The organism is Limosilactobacillus sp. C0001E2, assembly GCF_056590915.1.
Genome location: NZ_JBWPXC010000002.1, coordinates 154,363 through 170,601 on the forward strand (window position 1 = coordinate 154,363; position 16,239 = coordinate 170,601).

The window sequence follows — 16,239 nt, forward strand, 5'->3', positions numbered from 1 at the left end:
AAATATGAAACAAAATCAACGTTCAATAACCGCTTTGTTAATGCTTGTGGCAATTCTTGCCCCATTAATGTATAGTTTGTTTTTTATTCAGTCAGTTTGGGATCCGTATGGCGGGGCGAAAAACTTACCTATTGCGGTGGTGAACCGGGATGAACCAACTAAATACCAAGGGAAAGTCCTTAATGTTGGTGCACAAACTGTTAAGCAGCTTCGTCATAATCATGATCTCAAATGGCAGTTTGTGAGTGCACAAGCTGCACAGCGCGGAATGCGGAATCATCGTTACTACACGGTAGTGACGATCCCACGGGACTTTTCAGCCAATGCCGCAACGGTCATGTCTAAACATCCCCAAAAGATGGAACTCCATTACCAAACGAATGACTCAAAAAATTATTTAGCCCGTAGTATTAGTGATATTGGGATGAAGCAGCTTAATCAACAGATTCGGTCTTCAGTCACTAAGGCGTATGCAACGGCCATGTTTGATCAGTTGCATGTGTTGGGCAAAGGGATGAACCAGGCCGCTAACGGCGCCCATCAAATCAGTGATGGCACAATGGTGCTACAGGATGGTGCTAGTCAATACTTTGCGGGAGTTTCCAAGGTTAATCGTGGTGTTCAAGAGTTGCAAATGGGTGTGGCACCCCTTGGTGCTGGTGCTCAGCAGTTAGTGAATGGTGGCGAGCAATTACGTCGTGGAGTTAGTCAATTTACGGCTGGGACAAACACGCTGGGGGCTGGATTACAATTGTTAGCGTCAAAGATTCCAGAATTTAATCAAGGAATCGGCCAATTGCAAAGCGGATTAAACGATTACACTGCTGGGACTAAGCAATTGGGAAATGGAATCCAACAGATTAGTAATCAGTCAGACCAACTCCGTGCTGGGGCCAGTCAACTAAATCAAGCGGCCGGTCAGTTTGGCAAACTTAATAATGGCAGTCGTCAAATTGCGGATAACGTTGCGGAATTTAATAATGTTTTGCAGTCAAGCCATTTAATGGAAACCCTTGGTTCAGCTCAACAGTTAGGGGCCGCTGCTACTAATCTACAAACGCAGCTGGCGGGTGTTAATCAATTGTTAGCCTCATTGAAGGGGCTCGATCCGAACCAGTTGACTACGGTTGTTCAGGCGGTGAACTCGTTAACGCCAACGCTAACGAGCAACTTAACTAAAATCGGAACTAACTCACGACAAAGTGCCACAACCGCTGCTCAAATGGCTCAGGCGGTGGCCAGCGATCCGCAAGCGAGTGCAGCGACAAAGAAGACCGTTGCCGATGGTGCCCAAACAATCGCTGCAGCGGCCAGCGATAATGGTAACCAAATTAACCAGATTCAAACCACAATGCGGGGCCTGTCAACGGCCCAGAGTTCATTAGCACCAACTATGCAAAAGCTGCAGACCCTGCAGCGGGGTTTGCCACAGTTATCCCAAACATTGGGTAATGCGCAGCAATTACTGACCCAAACTAATCAAGTTTTAGGGCAGTTAAAAATTAATCAAGCACTGATTACTGCAATGCCAGGGAAAGTGCAACAATTAACAGTTGCAACTAACCAATTGAGTAATGGAACGGCGCAATTAGCCCAAAGCAGTGGCTTAATTAATCAGTTTACAGATGGTGTTAACCAGTATACAGGGGCGGTTGATCAGGCAAATGTTGGTAGTCAACGGTTACTGGCGGCTAGTGGTCAATTAACTGCTGGTGGACAAAAGTTGCAAAATGGCTGGCAACAATATTCAGCCGGCGTGCAACAGGCTAATCAAGGTGCACAACTTTTGAACGCCAATGCCGGAACCCTTAACTTAGGTGCTAGTCAGTTAGCAGCTGGTCTGAGTCAATTAGGCGGTAAGGTACCCGTGTTAATTAGTGGTGTTAACCAGTTAGCGCTGGGGACGAATCAATTAGCAATGAATTCACCTAAGCTAGCAACTGGGATTGCTCAGTTAAATGCAGGAGCAACCACGTTAGCTGACCGGCTTGGTAGTGGTGCTAACCAATTAAATCATTTGCACCCAAATGAGCGAACTGCGACAATGTTTGGGGCACCGACGAAACTTACGCACCGGAGTTACAGTTATGTTCCAAACTATGGACACGCCTTAGCGCCGTTTATTATGGCAACGGGGCTCTTCATTGGGGTGTTAATTTTCACTTTAGAATTTCCATCGAACAAGTACCTGGAACAAACGGCAACGAAGCGTCAATTGTTAGCGCATGAGTTCAAGATTGCGCTGTTAATTAGTGTGTTAATGGCGGCCGTTCAAAACGTAGTCTTAATGTTAATGGGCTTACAAGTACAGAATATTGAACAACTCTTTATGATTAGCGTTATTTATACAGTTGCGCAAATGGCGATTATGCAGTTCTTTACGCTGGTCCTTGGACGTTTTGGAACCATTTTAGGCTTACTGCTATTTGTGGCCCAACTTGGTGGTGCTGGTGGAATGTTCCCAATGGAAGTTACCAACCGGTTCTTTAACCTGATCCACCCGCTATTACCAATGACTTACGGTATTAATGGACTCCGTCAGGCGATTACTGGTGGCTTTGGTACAACGTATCTACAAAGTAACCTTTGGATTTTGGTGGGGTATGCGGTTATTTTCTACTTGTTAATATTATTAGTGGCTGATCGTGGACAATTACGGTTCAAGTTACACCAGATGCCCGCTACCGATGCGCAAAAAACAAAATTTGGTACACAAAGGGATTCGAAACTCGTATAATAGAAATGTTAAATTTGAGATTCTCGTGAACAGATGATCACGAGGGTCTTTTTTCATGAATGAAGAAGAATAATGGGAGAGAAGAAATGAGTAGTCAGGAAATACCAGCCAATCAGTATCATCATCACATGCAGATTGATTGGATGGACTTTGTTACGAGCGATAACATTACACCAGCTACCGAAGCCAACTTAGTGGAACGGGCAGTGATTGTTGGCCGGGTTGGCATTATGATGCTGGCTTGTGGAACAGGATCATGGCGGGTCCGCAATTCAATGAATATTGTGGCACAAACGCTTGGCATGACCTGTTCGGCGGATATTGGTTTAGTGTCGATTGAATATACTTGTATGGACAATCACCGAAGCTACACCCAGGCATTATCATTGCCTAGCACAGGGGTGAACACTACTCGCCTAAACGCTTTGGAACGGTTTATGAAGGATATGGAAGCGGAAGGCGTCAGTTGGACGATTGGAGAAATCCATGCTCGTCTAAACGAAATTCAAAAATCAAAAGGAAATTATCAACCGTGGATGGTTGGTCTGGCCGCAGCATTAGCATGTAGTGCCTTCGTTTTCTTACTCGGCGGTGGTTTGGTTGAAATGCTGTGCTGTTTTATTGGCGCCGGCTTTGGTAATTACGTGCGGCGGAAGATGATTGATCATCACATGACCCTTTTTGCTTGTATCGCGGTGGCTGTAGCGACTGCCTGCATCGCTTATTTGGTTTCATTTATGTCAGTTCGAGCCCTCTTTAATGTGAGTCCTCGTCATGAAGCTGGCTATATTGGGGCAATGTTATTTATTATTCCAGGATTTCCATTCATTACTAGTGGCCTGGACTTGTCCAAGCTGGATATGCGGTCTGGGTTGGAACGGGGTGCCTATGCCGTTATTATCATCACGGTGGCAACCTTAGTGGGCTGGTTGGTCGCCATGCTAGTTCATTTACGACCTGAAGACTTTATGCCCTTATCGTTATCACCATTGATGTACTTATTGCTCCGGTTGCCGGCCAGTTTTTGCGGCGTGTTTGGTTTCTCAATTATGTTTAATAGCAAGTTGAAGATGGCCACCACTGCCGGCTTAATTGGTGCGGTCGCAAATACACTTCGTTTGGAATTAGTTGATTTGGGACATATACCTGCTGGGGCTGCTGCATTCTTGGGTGCTTTGACTGCAGGACTGTTGGCATCAATTGTCCGAAAAAAGGTTGGTTATCCAAGAATTTCCATTACGATTCCATCAATCGTGATTATGGTGCCAGGACTATATATGTATCGGGCAGTTTATAACATTGGTTTAACTTCCATTAGTACTGGGGCCCTATGGATGACGCGGGCGCTCTTAATTGTCGTCTTTTTGCCGCTTGGCTTAATTGCAGCTCGAATCTTGACAGATAAGAAGTGGCGCCATAATGGCTAATTGGAGATGACAAAAGTGCAAATTCAGTATCCACCTAAACTAGTCGCCCAAGTTAAGGAGCGGGTTGCAGGTCACAATTTTACCGGTTTTGTTGCTGGAATGGGGCCAATGCATCCGCGGGTCATGTTACTCGGCGAAGCGCCAGGACGGCAGGAAGCGAAAACTGGCGTTCCGTTTGTGGGTAGTTCTGGCAAAGAGTTAATGAAAATGCTAGCGTTAGCTGGTTTAACCCGTGATGATGTTTATATCACTAGCGTAGTCCGTAGTCGACCATTTTCAATTCGTCAGGTTTGTGATCGAAAAACCGGTGAAATGGTGGAGAAACACCCAAATCGAACGCCAACGAAAAAAGAAGTATTAGCTTATGCGCCATTATTTGATTGGGAAATTAAAACTGTACAGCCACAAATTATTGTGCCATTAGGAAACACCAGTTTACAACGGCTTTTGGGACCCGCTGCTAAGGTAGGAACTTTGCATGGTCACCCTAGAAGGACAGCTATTCTCGAGTCATTACCGGATGATAGTGGTTATCAAAAAGGGCAATTGCAGTACTGGGTATATCCGATGTATCATCCTGCGGCGTATTTATATGCGCGGCGTTTGGAGCCCACGGTTCGCAAAGATTGGCAGGCATTTGGCAACTGGCTACAGCACAATTAACAGCAGTGATGGAGTGCTTTTTACAGACATTTGTTTTACCATACAGGTAGGACGTTTGATTGGATTAAGGAGTTAGCATGAAACACGAATATCGTTTAAACCGTCAGGTGGCCAAATCCGTTGCCAAAAGTTTAAAGGACAGTTTGCAGGAGCAGTTAGACTGCGGGCATAGCCGTTCGCCCAAAGCATCATTAGTTGCGTTAAGTTTGCAGTTATCTGGTTTTAAACAAATGCTTCATCAACCGGAACGGTTGGAAAAAGCGCTAGCTGAAGCTGCACAAGCAGCTGCTGAACCGTTTGTTGTGCCGCAAGAAATTGAAAATCAAGGTGCCGTGATGCGGCAGACGATTGCCGGGGTGCCCGTGGTGGTGCTGAATGCCAATGCAAAGAATGATCAAATCTTTGTGTTCTTATTTGGTGGTGCCTACTTTTTACAACCGACGAAGGATCACTGGCACTTTGCCCAACGACTTGCCCAGCAAACCCACGCTCGGGTGCTTGTTCCGCAATATGCACTTGCGCCAACTCATCAATTTACGGTAGCGTATGATCAGTTACATCGACTATACACGGCACTTTATCAGGACACCCCAGTTTCAAAAATTACACTAATTGGTGATTCAGCTGGGGCCGGCTTGGCAGCTGGTTTTTGTGAATGGTTAGGTCAGCATCAAATGCCCCAACCTGGGCATTTGGTCTTGATTTCTCCGTGGTTAGATTTAACATTAACGAACCCCTTAATTGCTAAATATCAGCAACGTGACGTGGTGTTGGATGTCGATGGTTTACGACGGGTTGGCCAAATCTGGGCTGGAACGACATCATTAGATGATTATCGTCTTTCACCAATTAATGGGCCAGTAGAAGTGTTGAAGAATGTTCTTGTTTTTACGGGGACCAACGAAATTATGTTTCCAGATATTATGAAATTTGTGAAGATGCTGCGTTCGCGGAATGTCCTTGTTGAATCACAGATTGGCCGGCAGTTGTACCATGAGTTCCCACTGACGCCGATTCCAGAATCGACGTCAGCAATCCACCAAATCCAACAGTTTTGTTTTGATTAATTAATGAGGTGATAGTAATGAAAGTTGCAGTAGTATTAGCTAATGGTTGTGAAGAAGTTGAAGCCTTGACGCCAATTGATGTTTTTCGGCGGATGGGAGTCCAAGCTGATATGGTTGGATTAGGCAGTCAGGATATTATGGGTGCTCACCAGATTGCCCTCCACTGTGATCGCATCGTCGATGATCAACTTTTGGACTATGATTGTGTTATTTTTCCTGGTGGAATGGGTGGCGCGCATGCTCTTCGGGATAATGATCAGTTAATGGACTTAATGCAAAAACGGCAGGCCAATGGTCAATGGAATGCGGCCATGTGTGCCGCACCAATTGCTTTTGCGCGGTATGGCCTTCTCAATAACCATGATTACACGTGTTTCCCAGGAATTGATGAGGAAACTAAGCGGGTTGCACCAACCGGTCATTTTAAAGAATCCATTACGGTGGTCGATCATAATGGCCATATTGTTACAAGTCGTGGCCCAGCAACGGCGTTGGCTTATGCTTTTCAGATTGCGGAAGTTTTAGGCTTGGATACTAAAGAAATTAAGCATCAAATGCTGTACGATTATTTAAAGGAAAATATCTAAAATAATAGGGACAGTTAACAGATTTCAGAAATGAAATTTGTTAACTGTCCCTATTTTTATGCGAAAAGTTCTTCCCGAAGTGCGGTATAAATTGGTCGCCCTCCTAGTAAATCATTGATAATATAAGCGACAAAGGTCATGATTGTCATTGGTAGAATTTGTTCAATTGATCCAACCATTTCTGTAATTAAGAGGATCGCAGTGAACGGCGCGTGTTCAATGGCACCAAAATAAGCCGCCATTGAAAAAGCAATGATATTAATATAATCAGTCGCGGGAATAACATTAGTTTGAATCATGATTGGTGCACTAATACACCCAAGCAGTGCTCCCAATACCAGAATGGGCATAAAAATTCCTCCCGGGACTGTGGCACCATAGCTTAACATGGACCAAACGAAACGGATCACTAAAAAGATTAAAAGATACATTATTAGCTGGGAATAATGATGTATTCCAACGTTTGTAACTTTAGCAACGAGGTAGTTTATTAAGACGTGACTGCCACCAAGAATTTTTGGTTGCCAAAGGCCAACGGGAATTATTAATAGCAGGGGGAAAATACTGTGGTACTGTGCTGGAATTTGGCGAATTTTACTAAACCACCAGCGAAGATTTAAAAGACAGTATTGATAACCATAGGCACAAACTCCCAGAATGATTCCCAAAATGATCATGATGGGATAGGAATGGACCGGTAGATTGTTGGTAATGGGGAGAAATAAACAGGGCTTGGTACCGAAAAAGCAAACGGTGACTACATCGGAGCAAATTGCTGCCGCCAGCGCAGTTAGCCAAATTTGCGGCTGAAAATGAAAGACAATTTCTTCCAATAAAAACATCGTTCCAGCCAATGGAGCGCTGAAGGCCGCTGATAAACCGGCAGCAATGCCACAAGAAAGTAAAGTTCTAGTAATGTTACGATTACTGTGAAAGAAATGCTCACTAAAGCCTTGACCGATTGCTGCGCCCATTTGAATACAGGGGCCTTCCCGTCCCAGAAAAAGTCCTGGACAGATTGCCAGCAACCCACCAATAAACTTACGCCACAGAACTTGGCTCCAATTCATGGTGTGTTGGCCAGCCAAAATTGCTTCAATCTGGGGCACCCCTGAGCCAACTAGGTCAGTTTGAAATGGGTGAATAATATAACCAAGCACTAAACATATGATGATTGTTAGACCAGCGTAAGCAAGAATCCACCAGTGGTGCTGTGCCATGGCTGGATAAATGATTTGCAGAACCGATAATGTTTGATCAATAATCCAGCGAAAGAGACTGACTACGAGGCCGGTCAAAATACCAACTAACGATCCTGCAAAAATTAGTTTGAGGAAATTGGAGTGAAATGGTTTGTTTAATACATCAGTTGCTTTTTTCATGATTCGCCTCCTTGGTGGAATCTTTAATTCTTCCACCAAATAAACCAAGGGTGACGGCGTTCTTGTTGGTCCATCCGTTGGTTAACGACGCTTAACAGAGCGAGCATTGAATCAATTAACGACGTCTTTTTACGAAAGACAGTATATTTTGGAAACCAGCAGGAAGCATATTTTTCTTTGTAACGTCGAAGTCCTTGGAATCCGTATAAGTGGTAGCCGTATTCGTAGATGAAGTGCGCCACCTTTTCTTCAATAAAACTGTATTGAGAAGCTCCCACATTTGCTAATGGCGCCATCCCTAAATCGAAGTATTGGTAGCCTTCTTGCTGGCCATATTGGAACATCGATACAAAAATTTTGTCCATGATGCCAGATGGTGCATCGCGTCGGTGACGCATTAGGTCAATTGTTAGTAATTTTTTACCACCGGTTGGCATGAGGGTGGCGAAAGCCACTAATTCACCAGCAGCGGAGTGGACTAATGCAACTGGTGCTTCATTAATATATTGGGGTGAGAAAAAGCCTAAGGAGAATCCCTTTTCGACTTCATGACCTAGCCAATCATCTGAAACATTTTTCATTTCTTGCATTAATTGATCGTTAAAGGGCGGTTGAACAATCTCAAATGTATAGCCTTCGCGGTCAAACTTATGTATCAAGGCGCGTTGGGATCGTTGTTTTTTACCTGCTAGTGTAAAGTCAGCGAGTTTTACCCACCCGTCTTCACCGGTCTTCATAAAGTCAAAACCAAATTCATGCAGGTCAAGTGTTGTATTGCTATTTACTTCATAGAAGACTAATTGATAACCATAGCAATCGGCTTCACGTAAAAATTGTTTGATGGCGGCATTTTTCAGTTCTTGATTACCGACCGGGTCACCCATAATGATTAATTTGTCATTTTTACGGCGATACATGAAAAAGAGTTGATCATGATCATCAACTTGATAATAGTAAATATTTTTATCCCGGAGCAAAGCGAGGGGACTGGTTTCATTACCACCGAATTCATTGATAATGGCCAAAACCCGTTGTTTGTCTAGTGGTTGTTCGCCAGCAAAAGGATCGTTGCCTGCCATAAAATAACGGATGATGATGAACATAATGGCAAAGCCAAGAATCAGGCCGATAAAACCAGATAGCCAAATTTTTTCACCAGGGAATAGTAAAAATTGTGGAATGGAATGATTAGCGGCATAGTGCGGAGTATTAATAACTCCCACGATAATATAGAGAATTAAGCTCCCGACAAAGATAATTCCGTCAACTAAAAACTTTCCCGTAGAATACTGTAACTTTTCACGATAAGGAACGTGCCGCATCAGGAACACCAGAATGAGAATGATAAACAAAAAGATGGTTAGTGTGACGGTGCCTAAGTTAATAATCGTGTTGGTAATGCCGATAACGAGGATAATGACGGTTGGCCAGTAAGCACGTTTTACTTTTGATTGAAGTCCTCGTGCACAAGCCAGCATGGCGATTGCAAATAGGATTGTCGTTAGTTGATGAAGAAAGAAGAAGGTAAAGGGATAGAAGCGCTGCAACAGTCGATTATTATCAGTAAGATCGGGAACGGAGGCCGCTAAAAGCATCAAAATTCCGGAAACATACATAAAACAGGTGATGAGCCAATGAGCAGTTTGCCGAGCGATGGATAGTGGGATGTGATCAAAGAAATTATCAAATTGGGTAAAGATATGGTGAATGAAGAAAATGGCACCAATGATAATCGGGACAATATAGTAGAAGACCCGAAAAAGTAACAGCCAGACAACTGTGGTGGCGCGCGGAACGCCTAACATTGTTAATTCAAGCATCATCATGACATCAAAAGAGCCAATCGCTCCCGGAAGCATCGACACGACCCCGAGAACTTGGGCCACTACGTAAAGTGGGAAAACGGCCATTAGGTTAATTTTGACGCCCATTAAGTAACCAATCAGGATAAAAAAGAGGGCGACTAATAGCCATTCCAAAGTGGAACTAACCGTGAGCAGTGTTTTGAGTTGAGCAGTTAACCCTTGGAACAGCTTTGAATCGTGCCGACGGGTAAAAATAAAGACGATTGGGAAGTAACAACCGCCTCCAATAAGCCAGATGGCATAACGATCAAAATGACCACCATCATGAAAGCCGTACATCACAATTAAGGCTAACCAGCAAAGAATGGATAGTCCTGCAAGCAAGAAGACCGCAATCTTAGCAATTGCCAGGAGAATTTCATTCCGACGGGCTTCTTTACCATAAAAGTAGGCCCGCAGGGTAGCGCCTAAGAGGCCACCAAATCCAGCGATGTTGGTGAGGGTGTTAGTGATCCACCCACTGCGGAACACGTAAAATTTACTAAAGTGACCAGGCAACAACTTGGTAATTGCAACATCGTAACCAAGCATTGGTAATACTGCTAAAAGGCCACAGATGGTCATGATTATGACGTTTGCCAGGGACTGATTTTGAATACCGACACTGACTTGGTGCCAATCAACTTCTTTAAAGAAGTTACTTAAGGCGATCACCACAAAGATGATCACGGAGGCCACAAAAATAGTCTTAATGACTTTAGCGTATTTATTCCAGATATTGGTTAATTTCTGGATCATGGTTTTCATTTTTCACTGACTCCTTCAATAAGCTTACTTCTTTATAATAAAGTAATTAAATGGTAGATACCAGTATCACGGATTGTTTCCGGGTGAAATTTTGAAAAAACAATTGACGGGGTGGTGAAGTTCACGTATACTACTAATTGTTGTTAAATGGTCCGTTGGTCTAGTTGGTTTAGGACGCATCCCTGTCACGGATGAGATCACGAGTTCGAGTCTCGTACGGACCGTTATAAAAAAGCTGGGTGTTACCCAGCTTTTTTAATACCATCAATGAGGAAATAATAATGGAAAATACATGGCAATATCATGGTACCAGTCCGATTAAGATCAAACGATACTTGAGTCAATTGGGGATGGGGCACCGGCTGTTTAATGATATAAAAAATGGGGATGGTCAGTTTTTGGTTGACTACCGCCATGTTCGGCCAACGACCCAGGTGCTACCAAATCAAACTTTAACCATTCAAGTGGATGCTGAAATGCCAGATCCAACGGTCAAAAGTAGTAATCAACCATTGACGATCGTCTACGAAGACGCTAATTGGTTAGTAATTAATAAACCAACGGGAATTGCGTCCATTCCAGGTCCAACAGAAGATAACGACACGATTTTAAACCGGGTTAAAGGGTATTTAGAAAAAAGCGAAGATCCTAATCAACGGCCACATTTAATTACTCGCTTGGATAAGTACACAAGTGGATTATTATTAGTTGCAAAACATCGGGTGGCTTCTAGTATGATTAGCCAACAAGTAGAAAAGCATACTATGCAAAAACGCTATCTCGCAGTAGTTGCTGGCAAGCTTACGAAGCAGCATGGAATGATTGATAAACCAATTAAACGGGTGGCAGGCCAGGCAGCCCGAATCATTGACCCAGCTGGTCAACCAGCTAGAACGGAATATTGGTGTCAGCAGACCAGTGAAGACTACAGTTTGGTTCAATTACAACTTCATAGTGGCCGGACCCATCAAATTCGGGTCCATATGAGTTTTATTGGTCATCCGCTTGTTGGTGATCATCTTTATGGCGGACCGGTGGAAATAGTTCATCACCAAGTTTTACATGCTAGCACATTAAGTTTTCAAGATCCGTTTACAGAACAACAATTACAATTTCGAGCACCAATGTCAAAAGCACAACAAGCAATATTGAAACAATTAAAGCTGGCTAAGTAAAAAAGGAGCACCGTTTTTGCGGTGCTCCTTTTAATCGTTATTGGAGAAGTTTTTTAATTAGTTGGCCTTGAAATTCAAGTTGCGCTTGTTGATTGATTTGCTTTATTTTCTGGGGGTCACGAGTATTAGCAGCGGCAACCTTTTGCTGTACGTAGGTCGTCATTTGCTGCTTGATTGTGGATGTTGCTTGATTTGAATTAGTCATGCGCTTTTTTAATTGATTGGCTTGTTTAACAGTTAGCTGAACGTAACCCTTTGGATAATAAAGGGTATTTGTCCGGTGAATCAGTTTATTCTGCATACCAGTACCAATGAACAAGAATTTGTAAAACCTATTTTGGTAACGCCAACGGGTTTACGTAGTAGTTAAATAGGCGGTGTTAGTGGTACTGACTTTGGTTTGACTATAAGTTCGTTCATTCGCTTGAGTATGAACCGTCTTGCCTTGATGGGGAGTGGTCTTGTAAATGAAAACATTATCTTTACCAGAAGTACCAACGGGTTGGTACAAATTAATCGGCAAGTTCTTTCCCGCTGCTGAGTAAATGCGTTGTGACTTAGTGGTGGTCACTTTTTTCATTCCCCAATGATGGGAGTAATTAGCGGTGACACCCACCGTGGTCAGGACGAACAGGATCGCAAAAATGATCACGCCGACGCGCCGGCCCCTTTTTAAGAACATTGAACAGAGGTAGAGACCGACGGCCATGATAAATGAAAGATAGATGAGCATTAATCATTGACCTCCTTATCGATTAGTAAATCGTGTGCATTCTGATTTTTGAGTAAGAACGTTGCTAGAAAACCAATGAGAGAGAAGGCAACGGCAAACCAGAACGAAGCTTGGTACCCTTTGAGCGTCGCATTAATCATTGCTGATTTGTATTGTAGTGGGGCACTCGTGAGAAGTGACTTAGCTGGTTGCGCATGTTTAGTAACGTTAGTCAATACCGACATGAGGATAGCTGTCCCAACGGAAGTTGCAACTTGCCGCATTGTGTTGTTGACAGCGGTCCCGTGGGCGATTAATGACAGTGGTAGGGCGTTCATTCCTGAAGTGGTGACGGGCATCATAACCATGGAAATTCCAAACATCCGAATCCCGTAGAGAATTACGATGTCAACGGTTGGTGTATCTCGGTTAACGAATGCAAATGGCAAGGTCCCGATTAGTAAAATGAACATTCCAGTTGAAGCAAGGCGGCGTGCACCATAGCGGTCGAAGAGGTTCCCGGTAATCGGACTCATAGCACCCATGAATAAGGCACCAAACAGCAAGGTTAATCCAGAATGGAAAGCAGAAAGGCCATGCACAATTTGGAGATACATTGGAATGACTAATTCCACGGCAACCATGGCCATCATTGTAATCGAACTTAGAACGGTGGCTAAAGAAAATTCAAAAGTCTTGAAGACACGGAAATCTAAGAAACGATTTTCAAGATGATTTTGGCGAAGAATTAATACGCCGACTAGTATAAAACCAACGATAATGGTGATGATTACTTCAGGATCGAGCCAGCCCTTATCGCCAACGGTAGAAAATCCGTAGAGCATACTACCAAAGCCAATCGTTGAAACGATTAATGATGGTAGGTCTAATTTAGGATGGCTAGTTTGGATGACACTCTTTACAAGAAATGGTGCCAAGATAATGACCACTGCGACGATTGGGATAATCATCGCAAAAAGATATCGCCATGAGTAATTATCAATTACCCAACCAGATAAAGACGGGCCAATCGCAGGAGCAAGGCCAATTACTAGTCCGTTAATCCCCATCGCTGCACCACGGTGTTCTGGTGGGAAGATTGTCAGCATAATGGTCTGCATTAGTGGCATGGTAATACCAACACCCACCGCTTGAATCAAGCGCGCAATCAAGAGCGTGGCAAAATTTGGCGCGAGCCACGCAATAATGGTACCAAGTTCAAAAATAATCATTGCCGACATGTACAGTAACTTGGTATTAAAACGATTGCTTAAATAGGCACTGACCGGAATCATAATCCCATTTACCATTAAAAAGCCTGTAGTTAGCCATTGAACTGTCGAAGTATTCACATTAAAAGCATTCATTAATGCTGGAAAGGCAGTTGCCAGAATGGTCTGGTTTAAAAAGGTACAAAATGAGCCGATTAGCAAAATTGCCACCATGAGTGGCCGATTATATGGCTGGCCATTGATATCAATAGGTTGATCTTGAGTAGCCAATTAAACCCCTTCTTTCTTTTCACAGTATTTACCAATATAAGATTGTTTGGGTTAATTGTCAAATTATTTGACAAAGAGATTAAAAAAAGTGATACTCATTATATCAACATAAAAAGTTCGGGGGAAAATCTATGAGTTCAATGGTCAACGAATTACGCAGGGTCTTCTTTGACGATCGGTTATTAATCACACTTAGTGAATTATGTGAGGCCAGCGAAGTTTCACCAAGTCAGATTCGTTATTGGGAAAAGAAGGGGTATATCCATTCGCGGCAGAATCAGAAAAATCAAAGCCATAAATACACGTTAAAAACTCTGGCGACGGTTGCTGGAATTAAATTTTACTTGGATCAAGGTTTTACTTTGGCAACCGCATTCCAAAAACAAAACCAGCAACGGGACCTTCATCAAAGTGTGAAGACGTTTATGATGAAAAGAATCCATGACGTCCAGGAAAAAAGTAAGCAGGTCGAAATTGATCTGGGAGTGGTAGCTAATGCCCCAGGAAAACGAGTAGTGGCGATCGTTGATCAGAATGGTGAGACTCAGCTAGTTTTACGGGAACAACAGAATTAATTTAACGAAATCGTTTTCATGGTGGTATTCTAGATTTAACGAGATTAACTTGAAAGGAAATGACAATTGTGAGTGAGCAATTAGTTAATTATACGGATTTAACTGCGGATGCCCAAAAGCAGGCCCGCCAAGATTTTATTAACTACTACGTTCGTGAATTTAAAAATGATAATTTAGAAGTAATTTCCAATTTGGCTGATGATCGCGATTTGGCAATGATTAACCATTTACTTGGTGAAAATAGTTACCAAACTGTTGATCAATTGGCACCGCTAAGTGCGCGGATGGTTGGCTCGTCATTTGATCGGGTGTTAGCAAAACTTGATATGAAATATCAACCAAACGGTGAAGCGGTAAAAACGTGGACGGCTTGGGAAAAAGCAATTCATGAACAATTACCGGTTGAAGATTAGTTGTGAATGTAAGAGTGTGGCAATTTGGCGCCCACTCTTTTGTTTTTAATAAGGGTAAGGAATAGTTGAATGGAGAAAACAAAAGTATATAGTCGAGATGTTGTGCTAGTGATGTCCGCCTCGTTCTTTTTTATGTTCAGTACAATGTTTGTGACCCCATTAATGAATGGCTATGCGAGGAGTTTAGGCGCCGGACCGACTCTGGCTGGAGTAATCGTTGGTATTATGAGTATTGCCGCGATGTTTCTCCGCCCGGTCGCCGGAAACCTAACGGACCGTTTTTCAAAGTATGGTTTGTCATTTATCGGCGGCATCTTTATTTTAGTTGGTGTCTTAGGTTATGTGATAACCCCGAATAGTCAATTACTGTTGGTCTTTCGACTCATTAATGGCACTGGGTACGTTTTGGATACCGTTTGTATGACGACCTGGTTGGCGTACTTAGTACCGAGGGAGCACGTTGGTGAAGCAATGGGCTTTTATGGATTGATGAATGCTCTGGCGATGGCCATTGGCCCCGCAATTTCGATTAACATTTATCAGAAGGTGGGCTTCCGGGTTGCCATGCTTTTTTCTGCAGTAGCGGCGTTATTAATGGTGGTAATGATTCAATTTGTTGGTCAAAAGGGCCAACCAATTAGCGCCGCTCATCACAAACAGTCGTTTAAAATAATTCAGTGGGATGCCTTACCGGTCGCAATCTTGATTACGCTCTTTGCGTTGCCTTATTTTGCAACCCAAGCCGATATAGTGACGTATGTGGCTCAACGCCGGTTAGATGTAGCGGTTGGTGCTTACTTCTTGATTTATGCCGTAATTTTATTGGTTCTGCGGATCGTGCTTAAAAATTTATTTGATACGGTTAAGTTTGGTTGGTGGCTGTTGGCCAGTACGGTAGCGATGGTCTTTTACTTAATTATGTTGGCAATGATGCATAATAATTGGCAAATGGCTTTGGGAGCTGCGGGCATGGCAGTTGGTTACGGAATCATTTATTCGGTTCTTCAATCAACAGCCTTGCTCTTGGCTCCGTTAAATGAACAAGGATTAGCATCATCAACATTTTATTTGGGGTTAGATATCGCAATGTCACTAGGGCCCATTATGGGTGGCATTATTGATAGTGCGTTACCAGTTCGGTGGTACTATCCAGTAATGATGCTCTTAGTACCCATTATTATCATTGTTTATCTGTTTTATCACCGTTCATTAGATGGAGCAATCCACAATCATTAAGACAAGGTTCTTCTCAAGAAATCACACTTGTGGTAAACTAACACTAGTTACTTTGAACGGAAAAATATAACGAGTTTGTTTCACATATTAATCAATTCAGTAGCCAGTAATCTATGGCTGCTCTTTTGCCGTACCCTTTTTGGGTAATACA

12 protein-coding genes, 1 tRNA gene and 1 pseudogene are annotated in these 16,239 nt (G+C 43.1%); 10 read left to right on the plus strand and 4 right to left on the minus strand.

What is annotated here, in order from left to right; all coding sequences use genetic code 11:
• The first annotated feature begins 4 nt into the window (after window positions 1-4).
• From AC1EKL_RS02965 to AC1EKL_RS02985, 5 genes are all read left to right on the plus strand, one after another.
• Window positions 5-2,737 (plus strand): YhgE/Pip family protein, encoded by a 2,733-nt coding sequence (locus tag AC1EKL_RS02965; RefSeq protein ID WP_480188353.1) that lies wholly within the window; start codon window positions 5-7, stop codon window positions 2,735-2,737.
• Window positions 2,738-2,796: 59 nt separating this feature from the next.
• Window positions 2,797-4,164: a threonine/serine exporter family protein gene (locus AC1EKL_RS02970; protein ID WP_480188352.1), complete on the plus strand. Its 1,368-nt coding sequence runs from the start codon at window positions 2,797-2,799 to the stop codon at window positions 4,162-4,164.
• Between the two features lie 6 nt (window positions 4,165-4,170).
• Window positions 4,171-4,827 (plus strand): uracil-DNA glycosylase, encoded by a 657-nt coding sequence (locus AC1EKL_RS02975; RefSeq protein WP_480188351.1) that lies wholly within the window; start codon window positions 4,171-4,173, stop codon window positions 4,825-4,827.
• Between the two features lie 77 nt (window positions 4,828-4,904).
• Window positions 4,905-5,894, plus strand: a complete 990-nt coding sequence (locus AC1EKL_RS02980) for an alpha/beta hydrolase (RefSeq protein ID WP_480188350.1) — start codon at window positions 4,905-4,907, stop codon at window positions 5,892-5,894.
• A 17-nt stretch (window positions 5,895-5,911) separates the two neighbouring features.
• The gene (locus tag AC1EKL_RS02985) at window positions 5,912-6,481 is read left to right on the plus strand and encodes a DJ-1 family glyoxalase III (RefSeq protein ID WP_480188349.1); all 570 of its coding nucleotides are present in this window, start codon (window positions 5,912-5,914) and stop codon (window positions 6,479-6,481) included.
• 56 nt (window positions 6,482-6,537) lie between these two features.
• On the opposite strand, the gene AC1EKL_RS02990 is transcribed toward AC1EKL_RS02985, so the two are convergent.
• Both AC1EKL_RS02990 and mprF read right to left on the minus strand, forming a co-directional pair.
• Window positions 6,538-7,866 (minus strand): ClC family H(+)/Cl(-) exchange transporter, encoded by a 1,329-nt coding sequence (locus AC1EKL_RS02990; protein ID WP_480188483.1) that lies wholly within the window; start codon window positions 7,864-7,866, stop codon window positions 6,538-6,540.
• A gap of 20 nt (window positions 7,867-7,886) precedes the next feature.
• Window positions 7,887-10,475, minus strand: coding sequence for a bifunctional lysylphosphatidylglycerol flippase/synthetase MprF (mprF, locus tag AC1EKL_RS02995; RefSeq protein ID WP_480188348.1), 2,589 nt, complete (start codon window positions 10,473-10,475; stop codon window positions 7,887-7,889).
• 149 nt (window positions 10,476-10,624) lie between these two features.
• On the opposite strand from mprF, the gene AC1EKL_RS03000 reads away from it, so the two are divergent.
• Window positions 10,625-10,699 (plus strand) — tRNA-Asp (locus AC1EKL_RS03000).
• 57 nt (window positions 10,700-10,756) lie between these two features.
• Window positions 10,757-11,650 (plus strand): RluA family pseudouridine synthase, encoded by an 894-nt coding sequence (locus tag AC1EKL_RS03005; protein WP_480188347.1) that lies wholly within the window; start codon window positions 10,757-10,759, stop codon window positions 11,648-11,650.
• 37 nt (window positions 11,651-11,687) lie between these two features.
• Here AC1EKL_RS03005 and AC1EKL_RS03010 read toward each other — a convergent pair.
• Both AC1EKL_RS03010 and AC1EKL_RS03015 read right to left on the minus strand, forming a co-directional pair.
• Window positions 11,688-12,383, minus strand: a pseudogene (locus AC1EKL_RS03010) (DUF4811 domain-containing protein).
• Window positions 12,383-13,864 (minus strand): MDR family MFS transporter, encoded by a 1,482-nt coding sequence (locus tag AC1EKL_RS03015; RefSeq protein WP_480188346.1) that lies wholly within the window; start codon window positions 13,862-13,864, stop codon window positions 12,383-12,385. The pseudogene AC1EKL_RS03010 and the gene AC1EKL_RS03015 overlap by 1 nt, the downstream one beginning before the upstream one ends.
• A 131-nt stretch (window positions 13,865-13,995) precedes the next feature.
• Between AC1EKL_RS03015 and AC1EKL_RS03020 the strand changes: the two genes are divergently transcribed.
• The 3 genes from AC1EKL_RS03020 to AC1EKL_RS03030 all read left to right on the plus strand — a co-directional run bounded on the left by AC1EKL_RS03020 (window position 13,996) and on the right by AC1EKL_RS03030 (window position 16,088).
• On the plus strand, window positions 13,996-14,439 hold the full coding sequence (locus tag AC1EKL_RS03020; protein ID WP_480188345.1) for a MerR family transcriptional regulator: 444 nt from the start codon (window positions 13,996-13,998) through the stop codon (window positions 14,437-14,439).
• A gap of 68 nt (window positions 14,440-14,507) precedes the next feature.
• Window positions 14,508-14,852: a hypothetical protein gene (locus AC1EKL_RS03025; protein ID WP_480188344.1), complete on the plus strand. Its 345-nt coding sequence runs from the start codon at window positions 14,508-14,510 to the stop codon at window positions 14,850-14,852.
• A gap of 69 nt (window positions 14,853-14,921) precedes the next feature.
• Entirely contained in the window at window positions 14,922-16,088 is a 1,167-nt protein-coding gene (locus AC1EKL_RS03030) for an MFS transporter (protein ID WP_480188343.1), read from the plus strand.
• The last annotated feature ends 151 nt before the right edge of the window (window positions 16,089-16,239 follow it).

Coding starts and splice junctions, on each gene's coding strand:
- AC1EKL_RS02965 (WP_480188353.1), top strand. CDS start 5: ATGAAACAAAATCAACGTTCAATAACCGCTTTGTTAATGCTTGTGGCA.
- AC1EKL_RS02970 (WP_480188352.1), top strand. CDS start 2,797: ATGAAGAAGAATAATGGGAGAGAAGAAATGAGTAGTCAGGAAATACCA.
- AC1EKL_RS02975 (WP_480188351.1), top strand. CDS start 4,171: ATGACAAAAGTGCAAATTCAGTATCCACCTAAACTAGTCGCCCAAGTT.
- AC1EKL_RS02980 (WP_480188350.1), top strand. CDS start 4,905: ATGAAACACGAATATCGTTTAAACCGTCAGGTGGCCAAATCCGTTGCC.
- AC1EKL_RS02985 (WP_480188349.1), top strand. CDS start 5,912: ATGAAAGTTGCAGTAGTATTAGCTAATGGTTGTGAAGAAGTTGAAGCC.
- mprF (WP_480188348.1), bottom strand. CDS start 10,475: ATGAAAACCATGATCCAGAAATTAACCAATATCTGGAATAAATACGCT.
- AC1EKL_RS03005 (WP_480188347.1), top strand. CDS start 10,757: ATGGAAAATACATGGCAATATCATGGTACCAGTCCGATTAAGATCAAA.
- AC1EKL_RS03020 (WP_480188345.1), top strand. CDS start 13,996: ATGAGTTCAATGGTCAACGAATTACGCAGGGTCTTCTTTGACGATCGG.
- AC1EKL_RS03030 (WP_480188343.1), top strand. CDS start 14,922: ATGGAGAAAACAAAAGTATATAGTCGAGATGTTGTGCTAGTGATGTCC.